The sequence below is a fragment of the Actinoplanes sp. M2I2 genome (assembly GCF_023544445.1).
Taxonomy (GTDB): Bacteria; Actinomycetota; Actinomycetes; order Mycobacteriales; family Micromonosporaceae; genus Actinoplanes.
Genome location: NZ_JALPVJ010000018.1, coordinates 48532 through 71223 on the forward strand (window position 1 = coordinate 48532; position 22692 = coordinate 71223).

Annotated in this window: 21 protein-coding genes; 9 read left to right on the top strand and 12 right to left on the bottom strand. The window is 71.8% G+C overall.

The window, feature by feature from the left end:
• Nucleotides 1-6: 6 nt before the first annotated feature.
• From HJC40_RS32400 to HJC40_RS32425, 6 genes are all read right to left on the bottom strand, one after another.
• Nucleotides 7-1212: an MFS transporter gene (locus HJC40_RS32400; RefSeq protein ID WP_250006999.1), complete on the bottom strand. Its 1206-nt coding sequence runs from the start codon at nt 1210-1212 to the stop codon at nt 7-9.
• A 25-nt stretch (nt 1213-1237) separates the two neighbouring features.
• Nucleotides 1238-2725: an alpha/beta hydrolase gene (locus HJC40_RS32405; protein ID WP_250007001.1), complete on the bottom strand. Its 1488-nt coding sequence runs from the start codon at nt 2723-2725 to the stop codon at nt 1238-1240.
• Between the two features lie 109 nt (nt 2726-2834).
• On the bottom strand, nt 2835-3080 hold the full coding sequence (locus HJC40_RS32410) for a hypothetical protein (RefSeq protein ID WP_250007002.1): 246 nt from the start codon (nt 3078-3080) through the stop codon (nt 2835-2837).
• 89 nt (nt 3081-3169) lie between these two features.
• On the bottom strand, nt 3170-3466 hold the full coding sequence (locus HJC40_RS32415) for a hypothetical protein (protein ID WP_250007003.1): 297 nt from the start codon (nt 3464-3466) through the stop codon (nt 3170-3172).
• A gap of 12 nt (nt 3467-3478) precedes the next feature.
• Nucleotides 3479-5149: a sodium:solute symporter family protein gene (locus HJC40_RS32420; protein ID WP_250007004.1), complete on the bottom strand. Its 1671-nt coding sequence runs from the start codon at nt 5147-5149 to the stop codon at nt 3479-3481.
• Between the two features lie 91 nt (nt 5150-5240).
• Nucleotides 5241-5897 carry an HAD family phosphatase gene (locus tag HJC40_RS32425; protein WP_250007005.1) on the bottom strand — a complete coding sequence of 219 codons (657 nt, stop codon included), beginning with the start codon at nt 5895-5897 and terminating at the stop codon, nt 5241-5243.
• Nucleotides 5898-6090: 193 nt separating this feature from the next.
• On the opposite strand from HJC40_RS32425, the gene HJC40_RS32430 reads away from it, so the two are divergent.
• Complete coding sequence (locus HJC40_RS32430; RefSeq protein ID WP_250007006.1) at nt 6091-7368, top strand: glycosyltransferase; 1278 nt, start codon at nt 6091-6093, stop codon at nt 7366-7368.
• A 6-nt stretch (nt 7369-7374) separates the two neighbouring features.
• Here HJC40_RS32430 and fgd read toward each other — a convergent pair whose 3' ends face one another.
• Nucleotides 7375-8373 (bottom strand): glucose-6-phosphate dehydrogenase (coenzyme-F420), encoded by a 999-nt coding sequence (fgd, locus tag HJC40_RS32435; protein ID WP_250007007.1) that lies wholly within the window; start codon nt 8371-8373, stop codon nt 7375-7377.
• Between the two features lie 10 nt (nt 8374-8383).
• Nucleotides 8384-10204 carry a sigma-70 family RNA polymerase sigma factor gene (locus HJC40_RS32440; protein ID WP_250007008.1) on the bottom strand — a complete coding sequence of 607 codons (1821 nt, stop codon included), beginning with the start codon at nt 10202-10204 and terminating at the stop codon, nt 8384-8386.
• Nucleotides 10205-10365: 161 nt separating this feature from the next.
• Here HJC40_RS32440 and HJC40_RS32445 point away from each other — a divergent pair, with 161 nt between their 5' ends.
• The 3 genes from HJC40_RS32445 to HJC40_RS32455 all read left to right on the top strand — a co-directional run bounded on the left by HJC40_RS32445 (nt 10366) and on the right by HJC40_RS32455 (nt 12517).
• Complete coding sequence (locus HJC40_RS32445; protein ID WP_250007011.1) at nt 10366-10758, top strand: ATP-binding protein; 393 nt, start codon at nt 10366-10368, stop codon at nt 10756-10758.
• Nucleotides 10759-10846: 88 nt separating this feature from the next.
• Nucleotides 10847-11989 (top strand): PP2C family protein-serine/threonine phosphatase, encoded by a 1143-nt coding sequence (locus HJC40_RS32450; protein WP_250007013.1) that lies wholly within the window; start codon nt 10847-10849, stop codon nt 11987-11989.
• A gap of 66 nt (nt 11990-12055) precedes the next feature.
• Nucleotides 12056-12517, top strand: a complete 462-nt coding sequence (locus HJC40_RS32455) for a MarR family winged helix-turn-helix transcriptional regulator (RefSeq protein WP_250007015.1) — start codon at nt 12056-12058, stop codon at nt 12515-12517.
• Between the two features lie 103 nt (nt 12518-12620).
• Here HJC40_RS32455 and HJC40_RS32460 read toward each other — a convergent pair whose 3' ends face one another.
• On the bottom strand, nt 12621-12974 hold the full coding sequence (locus tag HJC40_RS32460) for an Lsr2 family protein (RefSeq protein ID WP_250007017.1): 354 nt from the start codon (nt 12972-12974) through the stop codon (nt 12621-12623).
• 198 nt (nt 12975-13172) lie between these two features.
• Between HJC40_RS32460 and HJC40_RS32465 the strand changes: the two genes are divergently transcribed.
• Nucleotides 13173-13601, top strand: coding sequence for a hypothetical protein (locus tag HJC40_RS32465; RefSeq protein ID WP_250007019.1), 429 nt, complete (start codon nt 13173-13175; stop codon nt 13599-13601).
• Nucleotides 13601-14854: a D-alanyl-D-alanine carboxypeptidase family protein gene (locus HJC40_RS32470; protein WP_250007278.1), complete on the top strand. Its 1254-nt coding sequence runs from the start codon at nt 13601-13603 to the stop codon at nt 14852-14854. The genes HJC40_RS32465 and HJC40_RS32470 overlap by 1 nt, the downstream gene beginning before the upstream one ends.
• A gap of 9 nt (nt 14855-14863) precedes the next feature.
• On the opposite strand, the gene HJC40_RS32475 is transcribed toward HJC40_RS32470, so the two are convergent.
• The gene (locus HJC40_RS32475; RefSeq protein WP_250007021.1) at nt 14864-15379 is read right to left on the bottom strand and encodes a DUF456 domain-containing protein; all 516 of its coding nucleotides are present in this window, start codon (nt 15377-15379) and stop codon (nt 14864-14866) included.
• Nucleotides 15380-15890: 511 nt separating this feature from the next.
• Between HJC40_RS32475 and HJC40_RS32480 the strand changes: the two genes are divergently transcribed.
• Complete coding sequence (locus HJC40_RS32480; protein ID WP_250007023.1) at nt 15891-16808, top strand: sigma-70 family RNA polymerase sigma factor; 918 nt, start codon at nt 15891-15893, stop codon at nt 16806-16808.
• A 51-nt stretch (nt 16809-16859) separates the two neighbouring features.
• On the opposite strand, the gene HJC40_RS32485 is transcribed toward HJC40_RS32480, so the two are convergent.
• Entirely contained in the window at nt 16860-19145 is a 2286-nt protein-coding gene (locus tag HJC40_RS32485) for an ATP-binding domain-containing protein (protein WP_250007025.1), read from the bottom strand.
• Between the two features lie 298 nt (nt 19146-19443).
• Between HJC40_RS32485 and HJC40_RS32490 the strand changes: the two genes are divergently transcribed.
• Nucleotides 19444-19959, top strand: a complete 516-nt coding sequence (locus tag HJC40_RS32490) for a hypothetical protein (protein WP_250007027.1) — start codon at nt 19444-19446, stop codon at nt 19957-19959.
• Nucleotides 19960-20042: 83 nt separating this feature from the next.
• Here HJC40_RS32490 and HJC40_RS32495 read toward each other — a convergent pair whose 3' ends face one another.
• Nucleotides 20043-20894 (bottom strand): sigma-70 family RNA polymerase sigma factor, encoded by an 852-nt coding sequence (locus HJC40_RS32495; RefSeq protein WP_250007029.1) that lies wholly within the window; start codon nt 20892-20894, stop codon nt 20043-20045.
• A gap of 299 nt (nt 20895-21193) precedes the next feature.
• On the opposite strand from HJC40_RS32495, the gene HJC40_RS32500 reads away from it, so the two are divergent.
• On the top strand, nt 21194-22690 hold the full coding sequence (locus HJC40_RS32500; protein ID WP_250007031.1) for a DEAD/DEAH box helicase: 1497 nt from the start codon (nt 21194-21196) through the stop codon (nt 22688-22690).
• The last annotated feature ends 2 nt before the right edge of the window (nt 22691-22692 follow it).

Consider the following 22692-nt stretch of genomic DNA (forward strand, 5'->3'; position numbering starts at 1 on the left):
ACGGATCTAGTTAGCCTGGCTAACGATACCCCGGGCCGGATCGGCCGCTGGATCGGCGGCCGGAGTGACGCGGCCCACCAGCACGACGGCCACCGCGCCGAGCACCTGGCACACCGCGATCGCGGCGAGCAGGGCCGGCGCGCCGATCCCCGCGGCCAGTCCGGCGGCCGCCGCCCCGGCTGCCGCCGCCGTGACCTTCAGCCCGGCGCCGAGGGTGAACACCTGGGTGCGGACCCCGGGCGGGGACTCCTGATCGCGCACCGCGAAGACCGCGACCGACACGGGTGCGCCGAGTCCGCCGGCCAGCGCGAAGAGCGGCAGACCGAGCCAGCCGCCGGGCAGGAAGACCAGGATCACGAACGGTACGGCGGTGGCGGCCAGGCAGACCGCGACCACCCACTCCGGGCGCCACCGGCGGATCGGCCAGCGGGTGCACAGCAGCGAGCCGATCAGCCCGCCGGCCGCGCCCGCCGACAGGATGACGCCGGTCAGCTCGGGCCGCTCCTGCTGGGCCGCCAGCAGCGCGCCGACCAGCGGCAGGGCGCCCAGCCCGGCCAGGCTGAACACCGTTCCGGCAGTCACCGCGCCCAGCCGCGGGCGGCGCCACATCAGCCCGAGCGCGGCGAACGGCGACGCCAGCCGCCGGCTTCCGGTGCCGAGCGGGAGCGGCAGCGTGGTCACCAGCACGGCGGCGACCAGCACCAGGGCGGCCAGCCCGGCGGTGGCCCAGGCCGGGCCGGCCAGCCCGGCGAGCACCGCGGCGAACGCCGGACCGGCGATCCCGGCCATGCTGTACGACATCACGTCGAGCCCGAAGGCCCGCTCGAGCCGGCCGGGCACCAGGTCGCCGAGCAGGCTGCTGAGACCGCCGATCAGCAGCGGGGCGACACAGCCGGCGACGACCAGCACGGCCACCGCGCCCGCCGTGGACCGGCCGATCAGCACCGCCGCGGCGCCCAGGCAGGCGGCGTAGATCAGGTACGCCGACACGTAGACCACCCGGCGTTGCCGGGCGGCGTCCGCGACCGAGCCGACGACCGGGGCGGCCAGCACGTGCGGCACCATCAGCGCGGCGATCAGGGCGCCACCGAGGGACGCGCTGCCGGTGCGCTCGAGGACGAGCAGGAGGATGGCCACCCGGGCCCCCTCGTCGGCGAGCCGCGCGCACACCGCGACGCCCAGGTAACGGGTGAGCACCAGAGAGGACGACACGTCGGCCCAAGCTACCCGCCGGGCCTCACCCCACACCGAACGGCGGGGGATCGACCGCCGGGCAGCGCGTTCCGGTCGCGACCGGCACCAGGGTGAGCAGGTAGTTGTCGACGGCCGCGGCCGCGCACGGGCTCTTGCTGTAGACGACGTGCCCCCAGCCGTCGTAGGTGAGCAGCCGCGCCGCCGGACCGAGCCGGGCCGTCACCTCGCGCGCCCACGCGTACGCGGTGGCCGGGTCGTGCACCGCGTTGACCAGCAGCACGGGGGTCGGGCCGGTCAGCGGGGGCAGCGGGCGCTGCGGGTTGTCCGGCGGGGACGGCCAGCCCAGACAGCCGGTGACGGCGATCAGCGCGAGCGGCGAGATCAGCATCTGCGGCGCCCCCGCGGCCAGCCCCCGCAGCCGCCGCTGGAAGTCGGCGAAACCGGTGACCGGCAGATGCCAGTCCTCGCAGAACACCGGCGAGAAGCTGAAATCGACCAGGTCGACCGGGGGCGCGGTCGCCGCGGGCGCCCGGCGGCCGGTCAGCATCGCGTCGCGCAGGTAGTAGGCGAACGAGTACCACTGCGGGTCGTAGAACGCGGAGAACGCGGCCATGGTCAGCTGGGCCACGGTGAGCTTGTTGGGCGGGTCGTACGGGTTGATCAGCTGACCGGCCCGGGCGCGGGCCATCGCGGCGACGAACAGCTTGGCGATGTCGTGCCCACGCAGCACGCAGCTCGGGTCCCGGCCGCACCACTTCACGAACTCGGCGAACGCGTTCTGGGCGGCCTCGGTCTCCTGCACGAGGAAACGGTCGAGGTCGGCGCTGTGGTCCATCACGCTGTCGAGGACCAGGCCACGCAGCCGGTCCGGGTAGCTCTCGGCGTATTGCAGCCCGATCAGCGTGCCGTAGGAGGCGCCGTACAGGGTGATCTTCTCTTCGCCCAGGGCCGCGCGCACGGCGTCGTAGTCGCGGGTGACGCTGACCGTGTCGACGTGACCGAAGACCGGGCCGGTGCGGGCCGCGCAGTCGGCGGCGAGCTTGCGGTTGTGGGCGACCGTCGCGGCGTACTGCTCCTCGGACTCGATCAGCGCGGACGGCTGGGCGTCGACCAGGTCACGCGAGCAGAGCACGGGGGCGCTGCGGCCGGTCCCCCGCGGGTCGACGCCGACGATGTCGAACCGGCGGCGCACCTCCTCGCCGAAGAACGTGGTGGCGGCGAAGGTGAAGTCGACGGCCGAGCCGCCCGGGCCGCCCGGGTTGACCAGCAGCGTGCCGATGCGCCGGGCCGGATCGGTGGCCGGGCGCCGGGCCATGGTCAGGCTGATCGCCGGGCCGGCCGGGTGGGCCCAGTCGGCCGGCACCGCCAGCGTGCCGCACTGCACCTGGGCGTCCTCGGGGCACGCGGCCCAGGCGATCGCGGCGGTGGTCGCCGGGCGGGCGTGGGCGGGCATGGTCCCGTACGGCAGCAGGGCGGCCACGGTGAGGACCGCGGCCCGGAAGGGTCGCGTGAAAGCTCGCACCCGGCTCATCCTGAGGGCCGCGACGATCCACAGTGCGGCAAACGACGGAAGTTCGCCGGGCCGTGGCCTCTTGACGCGGAAAGGCCCGGTCCGGGTGTCCGGACCGGGCCTCGCCGAGCTAGTTGGGCGGCAGTTGGGGAAGGGACGAGATCGCCGTGGCGTACTGGGCGATCTGACGGCCGTTGGGCACCACGCCGACGGCGCGGAGCTGGTCGTGAATGGCCTGGGCGACCTGGTCCTCGTTGCGGCCCCGATGGGTCTGCATGACCTTGTTCACGACGTAGTCGACACGGATCTGCTGTTGCCAGCCGGCGGTACGGTAACCGCCCGACCTGGCGTTGCTGATGGGGGCGATGGCTTCCATGCCCTGTCTATCGGTTGCCCGACCCCCCGATCTCAAGGATTGGGGTGGCGGTGCAACCCGACGGCTACCGGGTCACACCGCCTCGGACATCAGTGCGCCGGGGGCCGGTCGTCCGTGTCCTCGAGATCCGACGGCTCGGGCGGCTTGGTCGGGTTGAGGCGCAGCCACAGGAGGAACAGCAGCCCCAGGGCGAGCATGCCCAGGCCCATCCACAGGTTGATCCGGACGCCCTGCGCCTTGTCGATCTCGGCCTGAGAGTCGAAGAGGCCGATCAAGGTGACGATCACGCCGTAGACGACGAACAGGCCACCGATCACCCGCCGTACGTCGAACAGCCGTGCCGCCGCCGACAGCTTCTTCTGGTCGACCTGGTCTTCATCTGCCATGTCGGAGCCTCCTTACCAGACCGGGATGTACAGGAGCAGGGCGAGCACGACGGCGATCACGCCGAGCAGGACGGGGTTGCGCCACCAGACCTTCTCGCCGGAGACGATCACGGTGCCGCCGCTGGTGCCGCCGAGGCCGTAGACGAGACCGCGCAGTTCCTCCTCCGGCTTGGAGGGCGTGAAGAAGGTGACCGCCACGGCGACCACGACCGCCGTCACGAAGGCCACCCCGGCGCCCCAGAAGCTCTGCTCCAGCGCCGAGTTGAACGCGACCGCGTCGGTCAGGTAGAGCACGTAGAGCGTCAGCGAGGCGAGGAAGCCCAGCAGCAGCGACCAGAAGCCGGCCCACGGGGTCATCCGCTTCCAGAACATGCCGACGATGAAGGTGGCGAACAGCGGCGCGTTGAACAGCGAGAACAGCTGCTGGATGTACTCCATGATGTTGCCGTAGCCGGAGGCGATGAACGCGGTGCCGATGCCGACAATCACACCGCCGATCGTGGCGTAGCGGCCGATCCGCAGGTAGTACTCGTCGCTGCGGCCCTTCTTGATGTAGGCCTGCCAGATGTCGTACGTGAAGACGGTGTTGAAGCCGCTGACGTTGGCCGCCATGCCGGCCATGAACGAGGCCAGCAGACCGGTGACCGCGATGCCCAGCACGCCGTTGGGCAGCAGGTTCTCCATCAGCAGGGGAATCGCGTTGTTGTACTGGAGGTCGCCCTCCTTGGCGCCCAGGCCGCTGATCGTGACCGCGGCGATCAGGCCGGGGATCACCGTCACGCCCGGGATCAGCAGCTTCGGGAAGGCGGCGATGATCGGCGTACGGCGGGCGGCGTTCATGTCTTTGGCCGAGAGCGCACGCTGCACCTCGGCGAAGTTGGTCGTCCAGTAGCCGAACGACAGCACGAAGCCGAGCCCGAAGAGGATGCCGATCCAGTTGGCCCCGAGCGGGTTGTCGGCGCTGCTGCCCGTGTTGGACCAGGTGTGCAGCGCGGCGTCACCGAGCGGCCCCTGCCGCACCTTCTCGAACAGCCCGTCGATGCCGCCGACCTTGACCAGACCGATGATCGTCAGCGGGATCAGACCGGCCAGGATCACGAAGAACTGCAGCACCTCGTTGTAGATGGCCGAGGACAGGCCGCCGATGGTGATGTAGGTCAGCACGATCGCGGCGCCGACCAGGATCGACACCCACAGTTGCCAGCCGAGCAGCGCGTCGAGGATGAGCGCCAGGGCGAACAAGTTGACGCCGGCGATGAGCACCTGCGCGACGGCGAAGCTGATCGCGTTGAAGATGTGGGTCGGCCGGTTGAAGCGGCGCCTCAGGAACTCGGGGACGCTTCGCACCTTGGAGCCGTAGTAGAAGGGCATCATCACGATGCCCAGGAACACCATGGCCGGCACCGCGCCGATCCAGTAGTAGTGCAGCGTGAGCAGGCCGTACTGGGCGCCGTTGGCGGCCATGCCGAGGATCTCGAGGGCCCCCAGGTTGGCCGACACGAACGCGAGCCCGGTCACCCAGGCCGGCAGTGATCGCCCGGAGAGGAAGAAGTCGGCACTGGTCTTGATCGCTCTCCGGGCCGCGAAGCCCACCCCCAGGACGGTGGCGAAGTAGAGGATCAGGATCAGGTAGTCAAAGATGTCGAGATCGAGCCTCAGCCCGCTCTCCGCGGCATTCACCACAGGCCACCTCCAAGGGGAAAGTCGCCCGCCCACTACCCGTGGCGAATATCTTTCACACCTGGATGTGTCCTCCGCTTCCCGGGTTGCGGATTCACCGAAGGCTTTCGATGCCTTCCGGGGTCAGCTCGGCGAGATCGCGGACGACCAGCGAGGCCCGGGCGAGGGCGTCGGCGGCCGGCGGGTAGACCCCGTGCGGTACGGCGATGACGGCGAAGCCCGCGGCGGCCGCCGAGCGCAGCCCGTTGCTCGAGTCCTCCACGGCGGCGCAGACGGCCGGGCTCACCCCGAGCTTGTCGGCCGCGGCGAGGTAGACGTCGGGGGCCGGCTTGCCCCGCGGCACCTCCTCGGTCGAGAGCGTGACCTGGAAGGCGTCGGTCAGGCCGGCTGTCTCGAGCACCTGGTCGATCAGGATGCGGGCCGATGAGCTGGCCAGTCCGAGCGGAAAGCGGGCGGCCAGGCGGCGTACGGCCTCGACCGATCCGGGGATCAGCGGCAGCGACGTGCGGTAGCGCTCGGCCATCCGGCCCAGCACGTCGGCGGCGACCTCCTCGGGTGTCCGCGGGACGCCCACGTCGGTGGCCAGGTGCCCGGACCACTCGGGGGTGCTCATCCCCATCATCCTGTCCTGGGTGTCGGGCAGGAACTCGCGGCCGTACTCGGCGACATAGCCGCGCCGGACTTCCTCCCAGACCTCCTCGGTGTCGATGATCACACCGTCCAGGTCGAACACCACCGCCTCGATGCTCATGGGAGCAAACCCTACCCCGACCCCATTTCCCGTACGCAGTGTAGTGACGAACTGCCCTTTTCGGACGACGGCCAGCCGTCGGGCGGCTCCGGAAGAACCGCCAAGACGATCTTCCTCCACCGTTCCGACGAGTTGCCGCACGGTTGCCGACCGGTAGTTTCCGTGGTCAGGAACCAGTCTGAGGAGCACCGCCATGCCTCCTTCGCCGCTTTCCGCAGCGACGAGTCGACGCTCGAATCCGTCACCCTCCGTAAGCGTCGTCATCCCGGTCCGCGACCCGGCCGCGCTGCACCTGATGCTGCGCGAGATGCCGCCGGTGGACGAGGTCGTCGTGGTGGACGTCGACGGTGGCCTCCCACCGCTGCCGGGCACGGTCCGGGTGCGGCCGGACCACCCCGGACCGGGCCACGCGCTGGCCTGCGGCGTGCGCGCGGCGAGCGGCGACGTGGTGGTGACGCTCAACGGCGACGGCTCGACCGACCCGGCCGAGATCCCCCACTTCGTCGGCGCGCTGGTCGCCGGGGCCGACGTGGCGCTGGGTTCGCGCTACTCGGCCGGCGGACGCGATCTGACCGGCGGCCGGTTCCGCCGCTGGGCCGACCTGCTGCTCATCTGGTCCCTCAACATCCTGCTGGGCGTCCGGCGGACCGACCCCGGCTACGGGTACGCCGCGTTCTGGCGCGACACCGTGCCGGACCTCGGCCTGCCCGGCCCGGACGCCGGCGCCGGCTGGGGCGCGGGACCGGAGATCGGCCCGCTGCTCGCGCTGCGGCCCGCGGTGCGTGGCCTGCGCGTCGCCGAGGTCGCCGGCGTCGCCCACCCGCCGATCCGCCGGACTCCCCGCGCCGAGCGGCCCGGCCCACTACACTGGTTGCGGACAGCCCTGGGCGAGCTGAGCCAGGGCCGCCGAGGCAGTAACGTCCCGACCGCGCCGGCTCCGACCGCCGATCCGCGGTCGTCGCACGTCCCCGTGGCGCCGGACCATCGGACGCGCGGATACAACGAGACGGGCGCGGGGCGGCGGGCTCTCGACCGGCGCGCGGTCGAGGCGCTGGCCGCCGAGCGGCAGGCGGGCGAGCGCCTGGCCCGCGAACGGACCCCGGAGCCCCGGTTCACCGGGTCGTCGGGCTGGGAGCAGGCCGACCGCCGCTCGGGCGGACCGCTGTGGGCCCCGTCGGGCGGCCGGCCGGCGGCCGCCCGTCATCTGTCGAACGCCTCGCCGCCGGTGTGGCGCGACGGTCACCCCGAGCGGCTCGGCGGGCCCGACCTGCAGCCGCGGATCGCGCCGGCGCCCTGGCCGGTCGCCGGCCCGCCGCAGCCGGCGTTCCGCCCGGAGGTGGGCTCGCGACGGCGCCGCATCGCCGGTGTCCGCCAGTCCCAGCCGGACCTGCGCGTGATCAACGGCGAGGGCTCGGGCACGCCGTCCGGCCGGCGTGCCCGCCTCCGCTCGGTCAAGAAGCCGCTGATCTAGCGCTCGTCAGGCGCGGGAACGCAACTGCGGGAGGATGCGCTCGCTGTAGAGGCGCAGGAAGCGCTCCTGGTCGGGCCCGGGCGCGTGGAACACCAGGTGCTTGAAGCCCATGTCGAGATACTCGGTGACCTTGCCGAGGTGCTCGTCCGGGTCGGACGAGCAGATCCAGCGGGTGGCGGTGCGCTCGACCGGCAGGGCGTCGGACAACCGCTGCATCTCGATCGGGTCCTCGACGCCGGTCTTCTCGTCGGGCGAGAGCGCCAGCGCACCCCAGTGCCGGGTGTCGTTGCGGGCCTTCTCGTCGTCCTCGTCGAAGCTGACCTTCACCTCGATCATCAGGTCGAGGTCGTCGATCGTGCGACCGGCCTTCTCGGCGCCCTCCCGCACGGCCGGGAGCAGCGTGTCGGTGTAGAGCGCGTGGCCCTTGCCGCTGGTGGTGATGAAGCCGTCGGAGATCCGGCCGGCGAGCCGGGTCGCCGCGGGACCGGACGCGCCGATGTAGATCGGCACCTGGGTCTCGGGCTTGTCGTAGATGGTCGCGTTCTCGGTGCGGTAGAACTGCCCCTCGTACGTCACCCGGTCTTCCGACCACAGCTTCTGGATCAGCTGGACGGCCTCCTTGAGACGGGCGAAGCGCTCCTTGCCGTCGGGCCACTGCAGTCCCAGCGGGACCTCGTTGAGCGACTCGCCCGAGCCGACGCCCAGGATCACCCGGCCGGGCGCGAGGCAGCCGAGAGTGGCGAACGCCTGCGCGACCACGGCCGGGTGGTAGCGGAACGTCGGGGTGAGCACGCTGGTGCCGATCAGCACCCGCTCGGTCCGGGCGGCCAGCGCCCCCAGCCACGGCAGCGCGGCCGGGGCGTGCCCGCCGTCGTGCCGCCACGGCTGGAGGTGGTCGCTCACGAACACCGAGTCGAAGCCGAGCTCCTCGGCGAGCACGCCGTAGTTCAGCAATTCCACCGGCGGGAACTGCTCCGCCGAAGCCTTGTACCCGAACCGAATCATGAAGGAGAGCCTAGCCCGCTGCTCGATACGCCTTCCCGGCCTCGGTGGGGCTGTCGCCGTCGCGGTAGAGCCCGAAGTCGGCGCTGTCGCCCACGGCGGGCAGGCCGAACCAGGCGTACCGCTCGACGTACGACCGCTTCTGCAGGCCCTTCGTGGTGCCCTGGATGAAGGTGACCAGCTGACTCTGGGTCGGGTACTTGGGCGAGCCGCTGAAGTTCATCAGGCCGTACTCGGTGACCCAGATCGGCTTGCCGTAGCGCTTGTGCACGGCGTCGACGTAGCCGAGGAACTGATTCACCGCGGCGGGCGAGAAGTCGGAGCCGTACCAGTGAACGGTGATGAAGTCGACGCGGTAGCCCTTCTGCTTGGCGCCGGTCATGAACCGGTCGAGCCAGCCACCCTTGGTGTCGCCGCCGAAGGCCACCGCCGGGCTGCCCAGACGCCGGCCGGTCGCCTGGAGCTTGGGCCAGTCGCCGAGCGCCTGCTCGACGGTCATGTTGGCCTGGCCGGCCATGTCGGGCTCGTTGAAGCCGAGGAGGACGTCGCCTTCCTTCTTCGCGTCGGCCAGGGTCGCGTCGGTGACGTCCTTCTGGCCCCAGATCATCGGCACGAACTCGACGTCGGACGGGCCGGGCATGCTCCGGTTGTTCGACGACCAGTTGTAGTACCAGCCGGCGCCGACGTCGTCGAGCGCCGGCTTGGCCTGGGCGAACTCCCAGACGCCGACACCCTTCTTCTTGCTCGCCTTGGCGGTGACCACCACGGGCGCCTTGGTGGTGGGCTTCGGCTTGGGCGTGACCTTCTTCGAGGGGCTGGGAGAGGGGCTGGGGCTGGGGGACTTCGTCGTCGGCGCCACGGCCCGGGGCGTCGTCCTCGGCGCGACCACGGCCGCGGTGGCCACCGGCGGCGGATCGGGTTGCTGGGTGACGACGACCGCAGCCGCGCCCCCGGCGACCGCGGTGGTCGAGAGCGCCGCGGTGAGCACCTTGCGGGAGAGACTGAAGCCGACCTTGGCCGCGAGGTGCTTCGCGGTGATCGTGGTGCCCAGTTTGGCGGCCACCGCACCCTTGCCGAGCAGCCCGGCCGGCAGCGGCACCAGCGCCATGCCGGCCAGCAACCGCTCGGCGGCGACCAGCCCGTTCCAGGACGGTGAGCAGTGCCGGCACTCGCGGGTGTGCCGGGCGATGCGCTTGCGCCACAGCGGGCTCGGCCGCCTGTCCCATTCGACGAGAACTGCCTGCAGGTCGGGGCAGGGCGGGCTGGCGGTGAGTGCCCGCACGACGACCCGGGCTGTCTCGAGCTGGCCCTTCATCCGCTGGATGCGCACCGCGGCGTGCTGGCGGGTGACGTCGGTGGCAGCGACGATCTCGTCCCGGGTGAGCTCGCCCGAGGCCTCCAGCCACCACAGCGACAACAGCTCCCGGTTGTCCTCGTCGAGCCAGCGGGTCGCCTCGGCGGTCTCGCGGCGCTGACCGCTGAGCTCGAGCCGGGTGATCGCCAGGTCGGTGAAGTCGGCCCCGGGGTCGCGGACGTCCTCGTGCAGCAGCGCCTCGGGGGCGCCGCGCCGGGCCCGGAAGCGCTCCCGCACCTGACGCACGGTGATCGCCACCAGCCACGACCGGAACGCCTCGGGCTCCCGCAGGTCACCCAGGTTGCGCAGCACGCGCAGCATGACGTCCTGCACCACGTCGTCGACATCGGCGTGACCCTCGAGCGCCCGCCCGACGATCGTGTAGACCAGCGGCAGATAGCCGGCGACCAGCCGGTCGATCGCCACCGGATCACCGGCGCGCGCGGCGATCACGACCGCGATGTCGGGTTGCTCCGCCATTGTCCAGCCTTTCGTGAGGCGTTCCCAGCCTGGCCTCAACCGGCCACGGGAGAGGAGACGCCCAAGCCGCCCATGGATAACACGTTTTCCGTCGAGGATCGGATGAGGTGGTACTCCACCAGCCACGATTAGGCCTCCGATCGAGCGGGAATCAAGAGGCCATGCGTATGACAGTCCGGCTGGATCTGCCGCGGGAAGCGGACAGCGTGCCCACCGTCCGCCGGTTGCTGCGTTCCGCGCTCGCCGTCCTGCACATCGACAACGAGGCCCAGGACGATCTCGAGATCGCGGTCACCGAGGCCTGCTCGAACGTCGTGCGGCACGCCGGCGGCGCCGAGATGTTCGAGGTCTGCCTGGACGTCGCCGAGAACCACTGTTCGATCGACGTGCGCGACAACGGCGCCGGCTTCGACCCCGACCAGGTCGGCCCGGCCGGGCCCGGCAGCGAGAGCGGGCGCGGCCTGGCGCTGATCAAGGCCCTGGGCGAGAACGTCCGCATGCACTCCGTGCCCAAGCACGGGAGCTTGATCCACTTCGAGAAATCGTTCGCGTAGACCTCGTGACACAGGCCAGGGAGCAGGCGCTTATGATGCTTGCTCCCCGGCAACTACTGCCCGTGAGCGTGGGAGAGGGAGAGAGCGAGTGTCCGTACGCCCGACGTCCGCCGGCTCCTTCCTGCGCGCCGCGCCGCCCGACCGCCTTCCCGAGGCCGCAGCCGAACACCTGCGCACCTGGTTCCCGGTCGACACGGTGGAAGTCCTCCTGAGCGACCTGACCGTCACCACCCTGTGGCCGGTCCTCGGTCCCGAGACGCCGGCCGGCGGCCCGCTCGAGCTGCGATGCTTCGGCAGCCAGCAGCCGGTGACCGACAACAGCTCGGGCCGGGTACTGCTGCCGCTCACCACCTGGGGCGACCGGCTGGGCGTGCTGCGGCTCCGGCTCACCCGCGCGCCCGACGGCGACCTGATCGCCGAACTGGCCGCCGTGGCCGACGAGCTGGCCGTCGCGCTCCGCGCCGCCGACAAGGACACCGACCGCTACCGCCAGGTCGTCCGCCGGCAACGCCTCACCATGGCCGCCGAGCTGCAGTGGGAGTTACTACCCGGGCGCTCGCTCGGCGGCGAGAGGTTCCGCCTGGCCGGTCAGCTCGAGCCGGCGTACGCCATGTACGGCGATCACTACGACTGGTCGCTGACCGACAACCGGCTCACCCTCACCGTGCTCAACGGCCACGGCGACGGCATCGAGGCCGCCCTGCTGACGACCGTCGCGGTCAACGCCATGCGCAACGCCCGCCGCTCCCGCGCCAACATCGTCGAGCAGGCGGAGCTGGCCTCCGACGCCATCTACTCGCGGTACGCCGGCAAGGCGCACGTGGCCACCCTGCTGTTCGAGATCGGCCTGATCGACGGCACGGTCGAGGCGGTCGACGCCGGCTCGCCGCGAGCGCTGATCGCCCGCGACGGCGACATCCGGCCGCTCAGCCTCGATCAGCAGCTGCCGCTCGGCATGTTCGGCGACAGCCGGTACGAGACCCAGAAGTTCCAGCTCGAGCCGGGCGACCGCCTGCTCGTGATCAGCGACGGCGTGCACGCGGCGACACCGGGCGGCCGGGCCCCGTACGGTGAAGCCGGCCTCATCAGCGCCCTGCGCCGGACGCGCCTGCAACCACCCAGCGAAGCGGTCGGCACGGTGATCCGCGCCCTGCGCGACTACCACGCGGGCGTCGACCAGGAGGACGACGCCGTCCTGGTCTGCCTCGATTGGCTCCGCCAGACGGCATGATTCCCGTCGCCGCCGGGTAGGGGCATGGCGCAGCCGGGTACGTCCGACGAACGAGGTGCAGCCGCCATGAACCGGGTCACGGACCTCGCCGCCGCCGTCGAGTCGACCGTCGACGCGTTGGTGACCGTTCTCGGCGCGGCCGACCAGGCCCAGACCCCCAGCGTGCCGCCCGCGCAGCTGCGGGTGCTGGCCATCGTCGCGCAGAACCGGCCCACCAACATGAGTCGTCTGGCCGAGGCGCTCGAGGTCGTGCCGTCGTCGGCCAGCCGGCTGTGCGACCGGCTCGAAGCCACCGGCCTGCTGCGCCGGGTGCCCGATCCGCGCGACCGGCGTGAGGTGCGGCTGCTGCTCACCACCTCCGCCCGGACGCTGCTCGACCAGATCCGCGAACGGCGGCGGCAGGCTCTCGGCGAGGTGCTCGAGCGGATGTCGCCGGCCGACCGGCAGGAACTGGTGCACGCGCTGCGCTCGTTCGCCGACGCCGCGGGCACCGGCGAGGACGGGACCGGCGCTTTGCGTACGGCTTAATCACGGGCTTGCTTTACCCGTCGCCGGCCGCCCGTTTTACCCGGCACCGCTCGCCGGCTGTGGCTGAGGCTTTTCCCGGCCCGCGTCGTAAATCGCCCGCCGGTCAGTGGCCGTTCGCCGCCCGGTATGCCTGCGTCACGCTCTGCGGAATGCGGCCACGCTCGGAAATCTCATGCCCGTTGGCCAGCGCCCACTCGCGGATCTGGCGATTCTCGTCACGCGAGCCGGCCGTCCGCCCCGCGGGCGGGCCCGGACGACGAGGCGAGACCCGGCCGTTCGCCCGGCCGAGCCGGGTACCGGCGTTGATGTAAGGGTCGAGGGCCTTACGCAGCTTCCCCGCATTGGCCTCGGAAAGGTCGATCGTGTAGTTAATGCCGTCGAGACTGAACTCGACCGAGCGATCGGCCTTCTTTCCGTCCAGATCGTCGATCAGAGTGGTGATTACCTGGCGCGCCATGACGACTCCCGAGTCCATCCGACCAACCGCGCCCAGTGTTGCTCGTGAACGGGTTCGCGCGCAACTGTCTCGGGCATATTCGCCATTCTTTTCGCGCGGCGGCCCGGCCGGTATACAAATAGCGGGACGGCATTCACCGAAATCACGGCGGATAGATCGGCTTGGCCCGGGCGGCGGGCATCACCTAGGGTCGCTGGCATGGACCGCGGAGCCGACTGGGAGGAACAGCGGCGGCAGGCCATCGCCGGTCACGCCGCCGCGCTCGAGGCCGGCCGGGCCGCCGAGGCCCGTGAGGCCGGTGCCCTGCTCTCCGACTTCGTCCGCCGCGCGGCCGAGCGGGGTCTGACCCCCCGGACGCTGCAGGCTCGAACCTTCGACGGCCGCGCCACGTATCGGACACATGTGCGTGGCTGGTACCTCAAATCCAACCGTTCGGTCGCCGTGGGCGAGGACGGGAAGTACTACGTCCTGACGGTGCCGGGGTCGCTGCGGGCCCGCTTCGCCGGCGCCGACCTCAGCCCGAGCACGCCCCGGCTGATCGTCGGGGCGGGCGGCGGGGACGGCGAGACGGTGCCCTTGAAGCAGCTGCTCGACAAGCGGCTCGAGGCGGGAGTCTCCTGGCCTTGATCCGTCATGCTCTGGCGGCGGTCTGCGCCGCCGCCCTGACCCTTCCCGCCCCGGCCCTGGGGGCGGGCCCTGTTTCTGGTGCGGCACCGGCCGCCGCGGCCGGGCGGGCCGAGGTTCCCTGCCCCAAGCCGAAGGTCGCCCCGCCGCCCAACCGGCCGGCTCCCCCGGTGCCGCCGCCCGACGACCCGGTCGGCAGCGCGATCGGCGGGGACGCGCTCGCGACCCACGGCCTGGTCGTCCCGGCCGGAGCCAAGCCGCCGCCCGCGGTGACGGCGACCACCTGGATGGTCGCCGACCTCGACACCGGCGAAGTGCTGGGCGGGTGCGGGCCGCACGTCTTCCACACCCCGGCCAGCGTGCAGAAGACCCTGCTGGCCGCCACCGTGATCGGCAAACTCGAGCCCAAGCAGCGGATGACCGTGGTCCCCGGCGACCTGGACATCGAGCCCGGCAGCTCGGCCGTCGGGCTGCTCGTGGGCGGCAAGTACCCCATCTCCACGCTGTGGCTGGGCCTGATGCTCAACTCGGGCAACGACGCGGCCAACGCGCTGGCCCGGCTGGCCGGTGGCGGCGGGCCCGACGGGGTGGCCCGGACGGTGGCCGAGATGAATGCGACAGCGCGGCGCATCGGCGCCTACCAGACCCACGCCGTCACGCCCTCGGGCCTCGACGGCAAGGGCCAGTTCACCAGCGCGTACGACCTGGCCCTGATCGCCCGGGTGGCCTTCGCCAACGCCGACTTCCGCCGCTACGTGCTCACCGAGCGGGCCCAGATGCCGGCCCAGCCGCACCTGAAGAAGGGCGGCTTCCAGTTCCAGAACGAGAACAAGCTGATCTTCAACTACCCGGGCGCGCTGGGCGGCAAGACCGGCTTCACGACGCTGGCCCGGCACAGTTACGTGGGCGCGGCCCAGCGCAACGGCCGCCGCCTGGTGGTGACTCTGCTGGGCGCCGAGGCGCGCCCGCTGCGGGGCTGGCAACAGGGCGCCGCCCTGCTCGACTGGGGGTTCTCGCTCCCCCGGGACGAGTCGGTCGGCAAGCTGGTCTCCCCGGAGGACATGGCCACCGCCGAGCCCTCCCCCACCCCGAAGCCGGCGGTCGCGCCCAAGGCAGCAGTCACCGACGCGAAGCAGGACGACCCGCCGCGGGCCCTGTCGTTCCTCGCGGCCGCCTCCGTCGCCCTGGTCCTGGCCGGCGCCCCGCTGCTGCTCCTGCTGACCCAGCGCCGCCGCCGACGCCCGGGCCGCCGCTGACTCGTACCGTCAGGGGAGCAGCCAGCCCGACCAGAGCAGGCCGAAGACCCAGATGACGGCGACCGCCAGCGCCGTCGTGAACTCGATCAGCATGGCCATGCCGGCCGCGTGCAGCGCCTGCTTGGTGGAGGGCCAGGCCCGGCCCGCGCCCAGGCGAGCGCGCTCGACCAGATAGATGCCGAGCACGAAGCCCAGCGGCAGGCCGAGCACCGGGATCACGAAGAAGCCGATCACCCCGAGCAGGCCGCCGGCCAGCAGGGCCGAGTTGGGTACGCCGGCGCTCTTGAGGCGGCGGCCGGGCACCAGGTATTTCACCAGGGCGCCGAGCAGGGCCACGGCGGTGGCCACGCCGAACGCCAGCCAGCGGACCCCGCTGCTGCCCTCGCCGAGCGCGGCCCAGAGCAGCACCCCGGCCCAGCTGAGGAGCAGGCCGGGGACGACCGGCACCACGACGCCGACCACACCGACGGCGATCGCCAAGCCGGCGATCAAGTTGATCACCCACGCGCTGTCGGTCAGACCCATGCGCCCAAGGTGCCAGGCCGCCGCAACGGCGAAAAGACGCAGCGCCGAAGTCTCAACCAACCCACAGCCATTCCGATGCTCAAACCAACACACCCAGCCACCCGACACACCCCTGTGAGCGACCCGAGTTCGTCCTGTGAGCGACCCGACCCGCGATCGCCGCCGGTGAGATGCCAGTCGGTTTGTCGACGTCCGCGGGGTTTGCGGACGGCGGCAAATCGCCTGGCATCTCACCGGTTACAAGGCGATCGCTCGCCGAGCGAAGCGAGGCCATGTAACAGCTGGCATCTCACCGGTTACAAGGCGATCGCTCGCCGAGCGAAGCGAGGCCATGTAACAGCTGGCATCTCACCGGTTACAAGGCGATCGCTCGCCGAGCGAAGCGAGGCCATGTAACAGCAACCGTCGCGCACCCGGTTGTCACTTCAACGGGACCCGACCGTTGACGAACCTCCCTGTGTACGCCGGAGAGCCCAGCCACAAGGGCCGCCGACAACGGGGGGAACCACACATGACCAGCACCGCGACGACCGCTGCCGACTTCACTGCCGACACCGCCGCCACGACGGTGCTGTCCGCCGCCGAGCAGGAGGAGATCATCCGCACCCACATGCCGCTGGTCGGCCACCTGGTGCGCGACATGCTCAGCCGCATCCCGAACCACATCCACCGGGACGACCTGACCAGCGCCGGCCTGCACGCCCTGGTCACCGCGGCCCGCAGCTGGGACCCGGACCGCGGCATCCCGTTCCACCGGTTCGCCAGCACCCGCATCCGCGGCGCCATCCTCGACGAGCTGCGGGCCCTCGACTGGGCGACCCGTTCGGTGCGCACCAAGGCCCGCGCCACCGACACCACCCGCCAGCAGCTGACCACCACGCTGGGCCGTACGCCCACCGCCGACGAGCTGGCCCAGGCGCTCGGCACCACGACCAGCGAGCTCAAGCAGACCGACACCGACGTGCAGCGCGCGACCGTGCTGTCGCTGCAGGGCTTCACCACCAGCAGCGCCGACGACCTGGTCACCGAGAAGACGCCCGGCCCGGAGGACATGCTGCTGCGCCGCGAGCAGATCGGCTACCTGCACCACGCGATCAGCTCGCTGCCGGAGCGGCTGCAGGTCGTCGTCACCGAGTACTTCCTGAACGAGCGCCCGATGGCCGACATCGCCGCCGACCTCGGGGTCACCGAGTCGCGGGTGTCGCAGCTGCGCGCCGAGGCGCTGTCGCTGCTCAAGGACGGCCTGAACACGCACCTGAACCCCGACCTGGCCCCGGTGCCGGACAACCCGGAGAGCATCGTCGCGCGTCGCCGCGCCAGCTACTACAACAGCATCGCCGAGAGCACGTCGATGCACAGCCGGCTGGCGATGACCAACGCGCACGGCCACACCACGTTCAGCCGCGGCGTGCCGGTCGCGGCCGCATAACGGACTCAAAGGGGGGCTCGGCGAAAGCCGAGCCCCCCTTTGCCGCACGCGTCAGGCCAGGGCGCTCAGCACCTTGGGCAGGTCGGCCGTGTGCAGCACGCCGAGGCGACGGGTGGCCCGGGTGACCGCCACATAGAGGTCGGACAGGCCGCGCGGGCTCTCGGCGATGATCTCGTCGGGTTCGACCACGATCACCGCGTCGAACTCGAGGCCCTTGGCCTGCCGCACGGTGAGCAGCACCACCTGGTTGAGCAGGTCGGGCTGCTCACCGACGGCCGCGCCGGGGACCGCCTCGACGAGCTCGCGGCCCAGGTCGGCCTCGCGCGCCTCGGGGACGATCACGGCGACGCGCCCCTCGCCGGCCTCGGCCGCCTCCAGGCGTACCGCGGCGATCACCTCGGACGGCAGCGCCACCGACGGCACCCGCAGCGCCCAGGGCTCGACCCCGGCCGAGCGCACCGACCGCGGTGGCTCGAGAGCCGGGTCGACCGCCGCCAGCACGTCGGCCGCCACCGCCATCACCTCGGCCGGCGTGCGGTAGTTGACGGTCAGCTCGACGAGGTTCCAGCGCTGGGCCACGAACGGCTCGAAGACCTGCTCCCACGTCGTGGTGCCGGCCAGCTCGGAGGTCTGGGCGACGTCGCCGACGACGGTCATCGAGCGGCTCGGGCAGCGCCGCATGAGCAGGCGCCACGCCATCGGCGAGAGCTCCTGGGCCTCGTCGACGATGACATGACCGAACACCCAGGTACGGTCGGCGGCCGCACGTTCGGCGGCGGTGCGCGTGTCGAGCACCTCGTGCCGCTCGACGAACGCGCTCGCGTCCACGACGTCGATCGCGGACAGGATCTCTTCCTCCTGGTCCTCGAAGTCGAGCGAGCGCGAGCCTTCGACGATCTCGAGCACACCCTCGGCGTACTCGATGGCCTCGCGCCTCTCCTGCGCGGCCTGCCGGGCCTTGAGCGTGTCGTCGACGCCCAGCAGCTCGGCCAGCTCGTCCAGCAGCGGCACGTCGGCCGGGGTCCACCGGGCGTCGTGATCGCGCAGCAGCAGGGCACGCTCGGCCGCGGTGAGCTCGGTCCCGGCCGACGCGAGCCGATCGGCGTCGCTGAGCAGCTCGCGGAGCACCCGGCGCGGGGTCAGCACCGGCCAGAAGTCGAACAGCACCCGCTGGACGTCGACGTCCTCGCGCAGCTCGCGGCGGGTTTCGGCCAGGTCGGCCGCGGAGAGCAGGTTCTCCCCGCCCAGCGGGTCGGCGCCGATCCGCTCGGCGATCTGGAGCGACAGCGCGTGGATCGCCTCGGTGACGAAGATCGACCGGGCCACGTTGTGCGGGCGGCCGGGTCGGCGGGCGGCCGCGCGGGCATCCTCGAGGACGGCGCGCTCGATGCGCAGCGGATAGCCGTCGTGGTCGACCTCGACGAAGTCGGCCGGCACGGTCTGCCAGTCGGCGACCGCGCGGGCCAGCACGTCCAGCATCACGGTGCGGCCCTTGAGGGCGGCCGCGGCCGCCGGTTCCACGGCCCGGGCCCGTACGCCGGGGAACATGTCGCCGAGGGTCGCGAGCAGCACCCCGGTCTCGGCCAGCGACGGCAGCACCTGGGAGATGTAGCGCAGGAAGGTCGGGTTGGGACCGAGGATCAGCACACCCTGCTTGGTGAGCTGGGCCCGGTACGTGTAGAGCAGGTAGGCCGCCCGGTGCAGCGCGACGGCGGTCTTGCCGGTGCCCGGCCCGCCCTGCACGACCATCACGCCGTTGAGACCGGCCCGGATCACCTCGTCCTGCTCGGCCTGGATGGTCTCGACGATGTCGCGCATCCGGCCGGTGCGGCTGGCGGTCAGCGCGGACAGCAGCGCCGCCTCGCCGGTCACGTCCTCGCGGCCGCCGGCGCCCGCCTCGAGATCGAGCACCTCGTCGTCGATGGCGGTCAGCGTCCGGCCCTTGGTGCGCAGGTGGCGCCGCCGGGTCACCCCGTCCGGCGACACCGCGGTGGCCAGATAGAACGCCCGGGCGGCCGGAGCCCGCCAGTCGACCAGAAGCGGGTCACGATCGTGTTCCTCGGCCGAGAGCCCGAGCCGTCCGATGTAGCGCGGCTGGTCGGCCGCGAAATCGAGCCGGCCGAAACAGAGACCGTTCTCGACCGCATTCATCTGCGCGAGTTGTTCGGCGTAATGACTGCGGGTCGCCTCACGTTGCGCGCGTCCCTGCGGCGTGCCGCCGCCCTCGAGCAGAATGGCCCGGAGACGGTCGTCGGCCTGCGTACGCAGGCTGTCCAGCCGGTTGTAGAGGGTGGTGAGGTACGCCTGTTCGGCACGGAGGTCGTCGTCTCGCGTCACCGCGGCGGAGCTTGACAAAGCCACTCCCCTTTGTGTTAAAATACGGACCCTGACGAGCTATTCATCGATCAATCTTCTTTATCGATGAACCAGTTGACCTTCTTTATCGATGAACCAGTTGACGCTGACCTTGAAGTCGGCGTCTTTTTTTATGTGCGGGAAACGCTTAGATTAGCGCATCGATCCCCGTGCTCCCAGTCGTGAGAGCCAGGTTACGGCTCGCCGGTGAACTGTCGGCAATCCGTCAAGTTTCCCGGCGAGCCGTTACGCACGACGGCCGATCCGGATTAACCCGGTCATGACTCACAACCACCCGATCCGACGCCTCGGTGCTCTGACCCTCATCGCTGCCTCCGCCCTCGCCTTCTCCTCGGCGTGCACCGGTGACGACGAGGCCCCGGCCGGCGAGGCCGCCCAGGCGGCCGCGGGCGGCCCCGAGCCCAAGAGCATCGAAGCCGCCAAGTCGGCCGCGCAGACCGTGTTCGACCGCTTCGCCGGGGGCGACTTCGCCGGCGCCTGGGACATGTACACCGCCGCGGGCAAGCAGGCGATCAGCAAGGCCGACTACGTGAAGCTCAACCAGGCCTGCTCCCGCAAGGGCCTGGCGATCCAGCTCACCAGCGCGCGGATGGAGGGGGCCGACCGGGCCGTCGTCATCGCCAAGCAGCTGGTCGCCGCGCAGTCGTACACCATGGTCTACGAGGCCGACTCCTGGAAGCTCGAGCCGGCCAAGGAGGGTCTGGCCCTCTACAAGCAGGGTGCGGCCAAGGCGATCGCGGCGCAGAAGAGGGCCGGCACCTGCGCCAACCAGTAATCCCGGCGCCCCTCGAAACGCGTCGGTGCCCGCCGCGAACCGCGGCGGGCACCATCGTCGGGCAGCAGCTTCGTCCGGCCCCCTTAAGCGGCGACCGGCAGACCGTCCGGGCCGGTGCGCGCGAGGCGCGACTGCAGTGTTCCCCGGTCGCCGATCTGGTCGTAGTAGGCCGAGCGGCGACGGGCGACGCACCCGGGCTTGACCGGGTTCTCGGCGGCCAGCGCCGGGTCGAGGTGGGTGTTGAGGCCGTCCCGCAGCAGCTTCAGTGCCTCGGCGCGCAGCTGGGACACCCGCGACTCGGTGACCCCCAGGTCCTCGGCGATGCGGGCCATCGGCCGCTCGTCGAAGAAGTAGCCCCGCACCACGGCGCGGAGCCGCTCGGGGAGCGCCTCGATCGCGTCCAGCAGGTAGCCGAGCCGTTCCCGCCGGATCAGCATCTCCTCGGGACCGGCGCTCGGCTCGGTCACCATGTCGTCGGCGCCGGCGGTTGCGAAGCCCTGCAGGCTGAACACGACAGCCCGCTGGACGTCGTCGTCGGCGTGCTCGATGTCCTCGACCGAACAGCCCAGCCGGTCGGCCACCTCGCGGACCGTGGGCATGCGGCCCAGCTCGGCGATCAGCTCCTGCCGGGCCGTGTCGGCGCGCCGGGCCCGCTGACGCACCGAGCGGCTGGCCCAGTCGAGGCCCCGCAACTCGTCGAGCAGGGCGCCGCGGACCCGGGCCGCGGCGAACCGGGCGAACGGAACACCGCGCTCGGCGTCGTAACCCCGGGCCGCGTGGACCAGCGCGGCGTAGCCGGCCGAGAGCAGGTCGTCCCGGTTGACGTGGGCCGGGACCCGCGCCAGCATCTCGCGGACCAGATGGCCGACGAGCGGCATGTGGGCCTGGACGATGTCCTCGCGACGGCGGTCAGCAACAGGTGTGGCACCGCTCATAGGGGGGTCTCCTCGCGTACCTGGCCGGAGGGGGGATTCCGGCGCTGAGGAGAAAGGTGATGCCGATACAGTGCAAACCGGGTCTTTCTGGGGTGCAGGAGGGTTGCATCACGGCCCGGCTACCGCACGGAGCATGTGCGGGTATGCTTGATCACGCGGCCCGCCCAGTCTTGCCTCGGGCCGCCTGCCGGACCTGCGCCGCACGCACGGTCCTTCGGATCGACCACCACGCGCCGCGACTGAGAACAAAGTCTGCGCCGGGCAGGACGACCCCTCGACACTTTTGGAGTCCCCGCTACATGAGCACCTTCACCGATTTCGGCGTGCCCGCCGTGCTGTCCACGGCCCTCGCCGACCTCGGCATCACCACCCCGTTCCCCATCCAGTCCGCCACGCTGCCCGACTCGCTCGCCGGCCGTGACGTGCTGGGCCGGGGCCGCACCGGCTCCGGCAAGACCTACGCGTTCGTGCTTCCCGTGCTGGCCCGCCTGGCCGCGTCCAAGTCTCAGCGCCGCCCGGGCCGCCCGCGCGCGCTGATCCTGGCCCCGACCCGCGAGCTGGCCACCCAGATCGACGCCACGATGGCGCCGCTGGCCGCCAAGCTGGGCCTGCGCACCCTGACCGTCTTCGGCGGGGTCGGCGCCAACCCGCAGATCAAGGGCCTGAAGGCGGGTGTCGACGTGCTCGTCGCCTGCCCCGGGCGGCTCGACGACCACCTGCGCAACGGTCACGCCTCGCTCGACTCGATCGAGATCACCGTGCTCGACGAGGCCGACCACATGGCCGACCTCGGCTTCCTGCCGGTGGTGCGCCGGCTGATGGAGCAGACCCCGCGCGAGGGCCAGCGGATGCTGTTCTCGGCGACCCTCGACAACGGGGTCGACGTGCTGGTCAAGCGCTTCCTGCACAAGCCGGTCACGCACTCCGTCGACTCGGCCACCGAGGCGCCGATCGAGATGTCGCACCACGTGCTGCACGTGCGCGGCGACGACCGCTTCCCGGTGCTGGTCGACCTGCTGTCGGCCCCGGGCCGTTCGGTGGTCTTCACCCGCACCAAGCGCCGGGCCAAGGTGCTGACCCGCCAGCTGGTGCAGGCCGGGGTGCCCGCCGTCGAACTGCACGGCAACCTGGCCCAGAACGCCCGCAACCGCAACATGGCGGCGTTCTCCGACGGCAGCGCCGGCACGCTGGTGGCGACCGACATCGCGGCCCGCGGCATCCACGTCGACGACGTGGCCCTGGTGATCCACGCCGACCCGCCGGTCGAGCACAAGGCCTATCTGCACCGCTCGGGTCGTACGGCGCGAGCCGGGGCCGCGGGCACCGTCATCACGCTGATGACCGACGACCAGCAGGCCGAGGTGCGCGATCTGACCCGCCGGGCCGGCGTACGCCCGACCACCAGCCGCACCCGGCCGGGTGACCCGCTGCTGGCCGAGCTGGCCCCGGGCGAGCGTACGTTCGTCACGCCGACGGCGGCGCCCGCTCCGATGGCCGAGGGCACCGGAGCGTCGCGCACCGGAGCACCCCGTCGTGGTGGCCGGGGCCGCGGTCCGGCTCAGCCGGGCGGAGCCGCCGTGCCGGAGCAGGCCGGCGCCGGTCGTCCCCGCCGGGCCGGTGGAGCGGGCCAGCCCCGATCCAGCCAGCCCCGATCCGGCCAGGCCCGGTCCGGCCAGCCGCGATCCAACCAGCCGCGCTCCGGCTCGACGCCGGTGCACTCGACCCAGTCCGGCACGGGCGGCGCCGCCGCCTTCTCGTCGGGCACCCGGGTCGGCGGACGCCGCTCGGGCCGCTGAGT